This window comes from Nonomuraea sp. NPDC049028, assembly GCF_043197735.1.
Classification (GTDB): Bacteria; Actinomycetota; Actinomycetes; order Streptosporangiales; family Streptosporangiaceae; genus Nonomuraea.
On record NZ_JBICTR010000006.1, the window covers coordinates 799,657 to 809,229 of the forward strand.

Genomic DNA, 9,573 nt, shown 5'->3' on the forward strand with positions numbered 1-9,573 from the left:
TGAAGATCACGCGTAGAAGGAGTCGAGGGTGTCGCCGTAGCGCTCCTCGACGGCCTTGCGCTTGACCTTCAGGCTCGGCGTGAGCTCGCCCGTCTCCACCGTGAAGTCCGCCGCCAGGATCGCGAACTTCTTGACCGTCGCGTAGCTGGCCTGGTCGGCGTTCACCTGCTTGACCGCGCTCTCGACCTCCGCGCGCATGCGCGGATGCACGCGCAGCCGCTCGGGGTCGAGGGGCAGTCCCTCGGCCTCGGCCCAGGGCTTGACGACCTCCATGTCGAGCGTCACCAGCGCCGTGACGTAGTTGCGCCGGTCGCCGTGGACGAAGACGTGCGACAGGTACGGGCAGGTGGCCTTGATGCGGCCCTCCAGGTAGGTGGGGGCCACGTACTTGCCGCCCGAGGTCTTGATCAGCTCCTTCTTGCGATCGGTGATGACCAGCCGCCCGGCCTGGTCGAGCTCGCCGATGTCGCCGGTGTGCAGCCAGCCGTCCGACAGCGTCTCAGCCGTCTCCTCCGGCAGGTTGTGATAGCCGCGCATGATGCCGCGCCCGCCGATCAGGATCTCCCCGTCCTCGGCGATCCGCACCCGGGTGCCCGGGAACGGCGGCCCGACCGTGCCGTACTTCACCGAGTCCGGCCGGTTGAGGAAGCTGCCCGCCGACGACTCGGTCAGCCCGTAGCCTTCGAGGATCGTCAGCCCGGCCGCGTCGAAGAACTCGGCGATGTCCTGGTTGAGCGGCGCCGAGCCGGAGATGAAGTAGCGGATCCGGCCGCCGAACCGCTCCCGCAGCTTGGCGAACACCAGCCGGTCGGCCAGCCCGTACTCCAGGCGGACGCTGAGCGGGATCGCGGCGCCGCGCCGGCGCGCCTTGCTGACCCGGATGCCCGTCTTCCTGGCCCAGGCGAAGATATGCGCCTTGACGCCGCCCTCGCGCGCCACCGTGGACGCCACGGTGTTGTGGATCTTCTCGAAGATGCGCGGTGCGGCGGCCATGATGGTCGGCTTGAGCGCGCCGAGATTGTCGGCGATGCGGTCGAGGCGGCCGTCGATCGCGGTGGCCACGCCGATGTCGATCATCACCACCTCCAGCAGCTTGCCGAACGAGTGCGACAGCGGCAGCCAGAGGAAGTGCAGGTCGTCTTCGGAGATCAGCTCGATCTTGCGGACCGCGTCGGCGGCGTACAGCCAGTTGTCGTGGGTCAGCTCCACGCCCTTGGGGCGGCCGGTCGTGCCGGAGGTGTAGATGAGCGTGGCCAGATCGTGCTCGCCGATGGCGTCGACCATCGCGTCATAGTCAAGGTGGGCGGCGTCGTGCGTGCTCAGCGAGTCGAGCGTGACCACCCAGCCGTCGTCGGCGGGCGCGCCGTCGATGACGACCACCTGCGTGACGTCCGGCAGTTCCTTCTGTACGGACCTCAGCTTGGCCACCTGGTCGTCGTTCTCGGCGACGACGATCGTGCTGCCGGAGTCGGTGATGACGAAGGCCGACTCGGCGGCGGTGTTGGACGGGTAGATCGTGGTGGTCGCGGCCCCGGTGGACAGCACGGCCAGGTCGGTCAGCACCCATTCGAGCCGGGTGGAGCAGAGGATCGACACGCGGGTGCCCGGACCGGCGCCCAGGGCGGCCAGGCCGAGCGTGAGCCCGCGTACGCGTTCGCCGACCTCCCGCCAGGACAGTGAGGTCCAGCCGTCGTCCGACGGCACCAGATAGGCGGCCGCGTCGGGGGTGGCCGCGATCCGGTCGCGCAGCAGGGCGGGGATGCTGGACATGCCTGGCCTCCTGGTGGGGACGTTGCTGCCGACTCTAGGTGCCGCCCCCCATGCCAGTCGATGCCCGAGCGTCAGACGTGCTGCCGTACGCCCCCGCGCGGGCGGGCGGTGCCGACCAGGCGCGCGGTCCGTACCTCCCACGCGCCGCAGGCGCAGCGCAGGTAGGACACGACGCCCTCGGAGGTCATGTGGGAGGAGACGACGGCGAGAGCCAGCGGATCGTGGAGGTCTCTGGAGTGCATGACTCCAGCCTGATGTAATGGTCTTATGCATTTCAATGCTTACGGAGGCAACGGCGCCGCTCTGGCGGCCGCCCTGGTCAACGGCACCGACTTCCGGCCGGAGGCGGTCGAGGCGATGCTCGCGGAGCACGCCATGCTCCGTCCCCAGGTCACGCCCGAGCAGGCGGCCGAGCTGGCGGAGTGGCGGCACCGCCTCGCCCCGCTCTTCGGGGAGCAGGACCAGGACACCCAGATCAAGCTGATCAACGACCTGCTCGACATCACCGCGTCCAAGCCCTATGTGAGCGCGCACGACGGCCGCGAGCCGCACCTGCACTTCTTCTCCGTGGACGCCGACATCGTCAGCAGGGCGAAGGACACCACGGCGGGCGGGCTGGCCATGGCCATCTCGTTCTCCGACGGGCGCCGGCTCGGCCGGTGCGACCGGCCGGGGTGCGAGACGGTCTACGTCGACACCTCGCGCAACGGTCGGCGCCGGTTCTGCTCGCTGGCCTGCGCCAACCGGGTGAACGTGGCGGCCCATCGGGCCAGGGGCCTTGCCGGATAAATGCTTGCCGGATGATTTCCGGCCGGGTACAGTCCTCTGCGACGTATCGCCGAGCCCTGGGGGCAGTTGACGTGAGGGTCTGAGGTCGCGGGCACCGCACCTGGCCGATTCCTTCGGCGTACGATCCTTTGTCGCATCCAGCTGTAGTCATCAGGCGTCGTATTCAGCGGTGTTTCCCGCCAAGTCACGGAATTTCGTTGTGACGGGAGCCACCTCATGTCATTCTCCATCGTCGTCGACGGCGTGTCCTTCGCCTGGTCCGACGGCACCCCTGTGCTCGACGGCCTCGACGCCGCCTTCCCGGCCGGGCGCACCGGCCTGATCGGGGCCAACGGCTCCGGCAAGTCCACCCTGCTCAGGATCATCGCCGGCGAGCTGGTCCCCTCCACCGGATCCGTCTCGGTCATGGGAGAGGTGGGCTACCTGCCGCAGAACCTTCCCCTGCATGCCGCCCGTACCGTCTCCGACCTGCTCGGCATCAGCGCGGCCCGCAAGGCGCTGCACGCCATCGAGGCCGGCGACGTCGCCGAGGAGCACTTCACGGCCGTCGGCGACGACTGGGACGTGGAGGAGCGCGCGCGGGCCGAGTTGGACCCGCTCGGCCTCGGCCACGTGGGGCTCGACCGTACGGTCGCCACGTTGTCGGGCGGCGAGACCGTCATGGTCGCGCTGGCCGCCCAGTTCCTCAAGCGGCCCGATGTCCTGCTGCTCGACGAGCCCACCAACAACCTCGACCTCGACGCGCGGCGGCGGCTCTACGCCGCGGTCGCCGCGTGGCCGGGCGTGATGGTGGTCGTCAGTCACGACCGGGCGTTGCTCGAGCTCGTCGACCGCATCGCCGACCTGCGCGAGGGCACCGTCCGCCGCTACGGCGGCAACCTGAGCGCGTACGAGGAGATCCTCGCCGCCGAACAGGAGGCCGCGGAACGCGGCGTCCGGGTCGCCGAGGCCGACGTGAAGCGGCAGCAGCGCGAGCTGGTCGAGGCCGGCACCAAGCTCGACCGGCGCCAGCGCTACGGCGCGAAGATGTACGCCAGCAAGCGCGAGCCGAAGATCATCATGCAGGCGCGCAAGCGCCAGGCCCAGGTGTCGGCGGGCAAGCACCGCAACATGCACGCCGAGAAGCTGGAGGAGGCCCGTGACCGGCTGACCGAGGCCGAGCAGGCGGTCCGCGACGACGCGGAGATCCGCATCAAGCTACCGGGCACCGCGGTGCCCGCCGACCGCGTCGTCCTGGAATTCCCGCTGTCCCGTACGGCGCGTGAGTCCGATCAGGCGCTGAAGCAGCTGGTCGTGCGCGGACCCGAGCGGATCGCGCTGCTCGGCCCCAACGGGTCCGGCAAGACCACCCTGCTGCGGCGCATCACCGAACACGGGGCGAACGTCCCGGTCCGCTACCTGGCCCAGCGGCTCGACCTGCTCGACGACTCGCTGAGCGTGCTCGACAACGTCCGCGCGCTGGCGCCGTCCGCGCCGGTGAACGACGTACGCGCCCGCTTGGCGCGGTTCCTGTTCCGGGGCGATCGGGTGGCGCGGCCGGTGGGCACACTGTCGGGCGGCGAGCGGTTCCGCGCGACCCTGGCGGCGTTGCTGTCGGCGGAGCCGCCGCCGCAACTGCTCCTGCTCGACGAGCCGACCAACAATCTCGACATGCCCAGCGTCCGCCAGCTGGCGCAGGCGCTCGCCGCCTACCGGGGGGCGCTGATCGTGGCCAGCCACGATCTGCCCTTCCTGGAGATGCTCGGTTTGACCAGGTGGCTGCGGCAGGACCGCGAGGAGGGACTGACCGAATCGTAATTGACGGGTGGGGATCAATCCGGCGATAGTGTGGCACGTGGCTCCCCCTCGCTTGATCTGTTCCACGCTCGCGCTCGCGAGCCTCACACTGGCCGCGTGCTCCGCCACGCCCCAGCGGCCGAGCGGCGGCGAGGCCAGTGTGAGCGGCGTCGGTGGCGGCACCGGCTCGATCGTCGCGAACTCCGGTCCGGCCACCCCGCAGAGCAGCGGCCCGACCGGCCCGGCCGCGCTGACCGCCGAGGCGTACAAGAGCGAGCTGGGCACCAAGCACAAGGCCATGCTCGACGCGATCAACGCCATGGCCGGCGCCCGTACCGTCAAGACGCTCAACCAGCGCGTGCAGAGCGCCCAGGAGCAACTGCTGGGCGCCGCCAACGAGCTGACCGCCATCGCGCCGCCGCAGGAGGTGCGCGCCCAGCACGACGCGTACGTGGCCAGCCTGCGCGAATTCGCCACCCAGCTCGGCACCACGGCGGGCAAGGTCCGCAGCGGCAACCTGTGCACCTCGTCGGCCGTGCTGACCGACCTGGGCGACCGGCTCGACTCGCTCGACCAGGCGGGCGAGGCGCTGCAGGGCGCCGGCGGCTATCCGGCCGACGTGGTCACCGTGAAGGCCAAGGGCAAGCAGTCGAGGCGGCTCGGCAACGGCCACTATCTCCGCAAGACCAGCATGTCGGGCCGCAGCTCGCTGCAGATCGACAACGGCGGCACCCGCGACGCGGTCGTGACCGTCCTGAAGGGCAAGTCCACGGCGTTCAGCGTGTACGTGCGCAAGAAGGCGAAGTTCAAGGTCAGGGGCGTGCGCGACGGCAGCTACAAGATCTTCTTCACGCACGGGGTGGACTGGGACGGCAAGAGCAAGTCGTTCACCCGTGAGTGCAGTTTCGAGCGGTTCCAGAAGACGGTGAAGTTCAAGACCACGTTCACCGCGACGCAGATCCGCTGGCACGACTGGCGGGTCACGCTGCACGCCATCTCCGGCGGCAACGCCCGCACCTCCGACGTGGATCCGGAGCAGTTCCCGCACTGACGGGCCGGGGCCGCGTACTTGGAGTTGGAGTACGCGGCCCGCTGGATCGGGGGAACAGGCCTGATCGGGCCGAGACTGGATCAGGTCGAGAACAGCATGCCCACCCAGCTGCGCTGGCCACGGTGGTGGCCGTAGTGGTGGCCGCCACCGTGGTGCGGGGCGCCCCACGCCGGGCCCGGCGCGGGCGGCGGGGCGGCGTGGTACTGCGACTCCATCCGGGTCAGCGTCTCGAGCTCGCCATAGTCGAGGAAGATCCCCCGGCAGTTGTCGCACTGCTCGATGTGGACGCCATTACGCTCATATGTCCGCATATTGCCGCGGCACTTCGGGCACTGCATTTCACGCTCTCCTCGGCTTGGAGTTTAGGGAAGAACCTACCGCGCGAAACACCGTCACGCTCGGACGATTCTGTTGCACGACTCGACCAACGAATGCTCCACCTCGTCCAGTTCCCGACGCTCCCGGAAGGCGTTGAGCACCGCCACGGCGGCCAGTTGCACGGTCAGCGCCCGGGCGGGAAGGTCCAGCTGTTGCCACGGGTCGTCGCCCCGGCCGAGCGCGGGCCCGCCGGAGGCGAGGTAGGCGCCGAGGAACCGGTCCCAGACGACCGGGTCGAGCAGCCCCGCGGCGTACCAGGCGGCCGGTCTGGCCAGGTCCCAGGCGGGGTCGCCGACGCCCAGGTCGTCGACGTCGATGAGCAGCCAGCGGTCGCGGCAGACGAGCTGGCCCAGGTGCCAGTCGCCGTGGGTGAGCAGCCCGGGGCCCGGCTCGGGCTCGGGGAGCTCGCTGAACGCCCGGCGTACGAGCTGCTCGACGGGACCGTCGCCGGGCATCCGCCGCACCGCGCGGGCAGCCCGAGCCGGTCCGCCGGCCGCGGGCAGCGGCGGTAACAGCGTCAGGGGTACGGCGTGTAACCGGGCGAGCAGCCTGGCCCCCTCCTCCCAGGGCGCGGCGTCGGGGGCGTCCTGGGAGACCGGGCGTCCCGCCGGCCACACCGTGACGGCCCGGCCCGCCACCGTCAGCACCTCGGGATCCAGCGGCGCCAGCATCAGGCCGCTGAGCGCCGCCGACGCGGCCGCGCGCAGCCTCGGCCGCAGCGACTCCACCTCGTCGCGCGCCGAGTGCGCCTTCACCACCACCTCGCCCCGGCGCAGGACCACCACGTCCGTACGTGTCGGATGGCGCACGATGTCGCCCGTGCCGCCATAAGCGCCGGCGATCCCCGCCAGCTCCTCCTCCAGAGCCACTCGTACAGACTAGAGGTCATGAGAATAGGTTTCGCCGTGCCCCAATCCGGGCCGTGGGCCACGCCGGGCAACATGCGTCGTGTCGCCGCCCGCGCCGAGGAGCTGGGATATCACGAGCTCTGGACCTTCCAGCGGGTGCTCTATCCGGTGGGGCATCCGATGGGACCGACATATCGCAGCGTGCACGACCCGCTCGTGACGCTCGCCTACCTGGCCGGGGTGACCAGCACGATCCGGCTGGGCGTGGCGATCGTCAACGCCTTCGTCCAGCCGGTGCCGCTGGCCAAGCAGCTCGCGACCCTGCAGAGCGTCTCCATGGGCAGGCTGACGGCCGGGCTCGGGCTGGGGTGGCTGCGGGAGGAGTTCGAGGCCGCGGGGGTCGGTTTCGAGCACCGGGGGCGCAGGGGCGAGGAGTTCGTCCAGGTCCTGCGCAAGGCGTGGCAGGACGAGGTGGTGGAGCACCACGGGGAGTTCTACCAGGTGCCGCGCTCCCACATCGATCCCAAGCCGTCGCCGGTGCCGCCCATTCTGCTCGGCGGCACCGCCGACGTCGCGCTGCGGCGGGCCGGGCGGCTCGCGGACGGCTGGATCAGTTCGAGCCGGGAGGACCTGGCGGCGGTCGCCGGGCGGATCGAGCTGATCAAGTCGGCGGCCGCGGAGGCGGGCCGCCGCGACGCCGACGCGCTCCGCTTCGTCTGCCGTGGCGTGACCCGCGTACGCCCGGAAGGCGCTGCGGATCGGCAGCCACTGACGGGCACCTACGAGCAGATCAGGGCGGACGTCGGCGAACTGGCGGCGCAGGGCGTGACGGAGGTCTTCCACGACCTGAACTTCGATCCGGAGATCGTCACCTGCGATGCCAAGGAGGCGATGCGCCGCGCGGAGGAGGCCCTGGAAGCCCTGGCACCCTCGGCTTAGCGCTTGGCTGTTCCTGGCATGGTGGGCGCATGCGCTTGATCAAATACGGTCATGCCTGTGTGCGTTTGGAGGTCGATGGCCGGGTGCTCGTCATCGACCGGGCACGTTCTCCGAGAGCGAGGCCCTCGACGGGGCCGACGAGGTGCTGGTGACCCACGAGCACCCTGACCATATGGACCTCGACCAGCTTTCGGCGGCACGTGAACGCAACTCGGCGCTCAGGGTCTACATGCCGCCATCAGCCGTCGAGAAGGCACTAGAGCCGGGCGCGGCGGCGATCGCCGTCGAGGTGGGGCAGCGTTTTACCGCGATCCGCCTCGAATGAACCGGCTGGGCCACGGCGGTGTCGTCCAGCCACGCCAGCACGGGCAGCTGATCGCGCACCACCCACTCCGCATCCGTCATGTCGGAGGGACAGGCCCGCGCCCGCTCGGGCCGGTCGGCCGCGTTGCCGTACAGGTGTGCGCGGCAATCACACGACCGGAAAAGCGAGCTGGACTCGCGGGGAGCCGGCACGTCCGCGAACGGGGTCCGGGCGCCGGCCCGTGAGACCGCCCGGCCGCGGGCTGTCGTGTGATCGTGGCGAAGCGAGCCCGCCGGTCAACAGCACCGGGAATGATCGCGTCCGCCTTTCGCGTTGCGCGGATCGGACATTCTCGACAGCTTGAAGATACGCAACACGCCACTCAAAGGCGAGTACGAGCCGAGCACGACGCAGTTGGTACGTGACCATGTGGAGCTGTACGAAAGCTCCGGCGGTACGGAAGGAACCACGCTGGGCAGTCTGATCGGGTCGGAAGACGCGAACCGGCGGGACCTGCCTGTCGTCATCCTGACCGCCCTGGGCGTGAAGAGCGGCAAGATCCGCAAGTCCCCGCTGATGCGGGTGGAACACGACGGCTCCTACGCCGTGGTCGCCTCCTTGGGAGGAGCCCCCAAGCACCCGGTCTGGTACCACAACGTGGTGGCCGAACCCCGGGTGGAGCTTCAGGACGGCCCGGTGCGCCAGGACATGCCGGCACGTGAGGTGACCAGGGACGAGAAGGCCGTGTGGTGGGCTCGAGCCGTCGAGGCGTACCCGGACTATGCCGACTACCAGAAGAAGACGGACCGTGAGATCCCCGTCTTCGTTCTGGAGCCCGCGGCCGAGGAACACTGACACGTGCTCGAAGCACAGTGACGGGCTCGTGACGCGGCTCTGGCGTCGCCTGACAAAGGACCACAACGGGCCAAACCCTACGCCGTCGGCGGGCGACCACCCCGATTTCCAGCCCGGGATAACTTGTCTGTGGACGGCCACGAGGTCTCAGGGCTGTTCGTCGCTCACGGCACTGCGAAGACGCGCCATCGCCTTTACGAACAACACGGCGCCCGCCGCACAGATGAGCAGATGTGCCGTTTCGAGCAGGGTTTTGAACTGCTCCAGTTCGAGTACGCCTGGGGCGATGAACTTCATGACGTTGACGCGGTACTCGGCTCTTGACTAGGGCAGTAGGACCCACAGGTCGTAACCTGCCGGAGGATAATAGCAGGCCCAATCCTTCCATCGACCGGCCTCCTTACCTGCCCTTCCTGCTGCGAGGCAATAGTCAAGTCGGCTGAAGTGAGCCCACTTCGTCCAGCCTGGAGGAGCCTGTACGGACTGGATATACCGGGCCGTTGCTTGGTCAGCAGCCGATGCAGGTGTTGTGGTGGATATTGCGGTCGCGGCCGTTGCCGGCGCGATGGAGACCAGGGCTACTTTCGCGTTCATTGGCGGCTTCTCAGTTGCTGTCGCCGGCAGGGCATTGCTGGGCGGACATTTCAATCCTGGCTGTCCGTAAATCCTTTCTCCAGGGCTTATGCGGGACATTTCCCGGACATGCGCGGGGCGAATTCGTAGAGACATCAGCCGTGACTGTTTGGTTTCGCGGGACTAACGGGTCAGTGAGGTGATCTCAGGGAAATAATTCGGACGATGAGGGATGTTCGGGACGGCGGCGGTGGCGTTTCGGGCCTTTCGGGAGGAGTCGTCGAAGGCCG

Annotated in this window: 11 protein-coding genes; 6 read left to right on the top strand and 5 right to left on the bottom strand. The window is 69.3% G+C overall.

Annotated elements, in window-relative coordinates; genetic code table 11:
- Positions 1 to 6 precede the first annotated feature (6 nt).
- Both ACGFJ2_RS27020 and ACGFJ2_RS27025 read right to left on the bottom strand, forming a co-directional pair.
- Positions 7 to 1,770, bottom strand: a complete 1,764-nt coding sequence (locus tag ACGFJ2_RS27020) for an AMP-dependent synthetase/ligase (protein WP_393472697.1) — start codon at positions 1,768 to 1,770, stop codon at positions 7 to 9.
- 71 nt (positions 1,771 to 1,841) lie between these two features.
- A complete protein-coding gene (locus ACGFJ2_RS27025; protein ID WP_357946078.1) occupies positions 1,842 to 2,012 on the bottom strand; it encodes a hypothetical protein in 171 nt (56 codons plus the stop codon).
- Positions 2,013 to 2,037: 25 nt separating this feature from the next.
- On the opposite strand from ACGFJ2_RS27025, the gene ACGFJ2_RS27030 reads away from it, so the two are divergent.
- The 3 genes from ACGFJ2_RS27030 (at position 2,038) to ACGFJ2_RS27040 (ending at position 5,386) form a co-directional block, all read left to right on the top strand.
- Positions 2,038 to 2,559 (top strand): CGNR zinc finger domain-containing protein, encoded by a 522-nt coding sequence (locus tag ACGFJ2_RS27030; RefSeq protein ID WP_357946081.1) that lies wholly within the window; start codon positions 2,038 to 2,040, stop codon positions 2,557 to 2,559.
- Positions 2,560 to 2,775: 216 nt separating this feature from the next.
- A complete protein-coding gene (locus ACGFJ2_RS27035; protein ID WP_393472701.1) occupies positions 2,776 to 4,356 on the top strand; it encodes an ABC-F family ATP-binding cassette domain-containing protein in 1,581 nt (526 codons plus the stop codon).
- 37 nt (positions 4,357 to 4,393) lie between these two features.
- Positions 4,394 to 5,386, top strand: coding sequence for a hypothetical protein (locus ACGFJ2_RS27040; protein ID WP_357946087.1), 993 nt, complete (start codon positions 4,394 to 4,396; stop codon positions 5,384 to 5,386).
- Positions 5,387 to 5,466: 80 nt separating this feature from the next.
- On the opposite strand, the gene ACGFJ2_RS27045 is transcribed toward ACGFJ2_RS27040, so the two are convergent.
- Together ACGFJ2_RS27045 and ACGFJ2_RS27050 are read right to left on the bottom strand one after the other, a co-directional pair.
- Positions 5,467 to 5,724, bottom strand: coding sequence for a zf-TFIIB domain-containing protein (locus ACGFJ2_RS27045; protein WP_357946089.1), 258 nt, complete (start codon positions 5,722 to 5,724; stop codon positions 5,467 to 5,469).
- Positions 5,725 to 5,778: 54 nt separating this feature from the next.
- Positions 5,779 to 6,633: a phosphotransferase gene (locus ACGFJ2_RS27050; RefSeq protein WP_357946091.1), complete on the bottom strand. Its 855-nt coding sequence runs from the start codon at positions 6,631 to 6,633 to the stop codon at positions 5,779 to 5,781.
- Between the two features lie 18 nt (positions 6,634 to 6,651).
- On the opposite strand from ACGFJ2_RS27050, the gene ACGFJ2_RS27055 reads away from it, so the two are divergent.
- The 3 genes from ACGFJ2_RS27055 (at position 6,652) to ACGFJ2_RS27065 (ending at position 8,710) form a co-directional block, all read left to right on the top strand.
- Entirely contained in the window at positions 6,652 to 7,551 is a 900-nt protein-coding gene (locus tag ACGFJ2_RS27055; RefSeq protein ID WP_393472705.1) for a TIGR03619 family F420-dependent LLM class oxidoreductase, read from the top strand.
- Positions 7,490 to 7,876, top strand: a complete 387-nt coding sequence (locus ACGFJ2_RS27060; RefSeq protein WP_358207489.1) for an MBL fold metallo-hydrolase — start codon at positions 7,490 to 7,492, stop codon at positions 7,874 to 7,876. Before ACGFJ2_RS27055 ends, ACGFJ2_RS27060 begins: the two co-directional genes overlap by 62 nt.
- A gap of 345 nt (positions 7,877 to 8,221) precedes the next feature.
- Entirely contained in the window at positions 8,222 to 8,710 is a 489-nt protein-coding gene (locus tag ACGFJ2_RS27065) for a nitroreductase family deazaflavin-dependent oxidoreductase (RefSeq protein ID WP_393472750.1), read from the top strand.
- A 147-nt stretch (positions 8,711 to 8,857) separates the two neighbouring features.
- Here ACGFJ2_RS27065 and ACGFJ2_RS27070 read toward each other — a convergent pair whose 3' ends face one another.
- Entirely contained in the window at positions 8,858 to 9,007 is a 150-nt protein-coding gene (locus tag ACGFJ2_RS27070; RefSeq protein WP_393472709.1) for a hypothetical protein, read from the bottom strand.
- Positions 9,008 to 9,573: the final 566 nt, after the last annotated feature.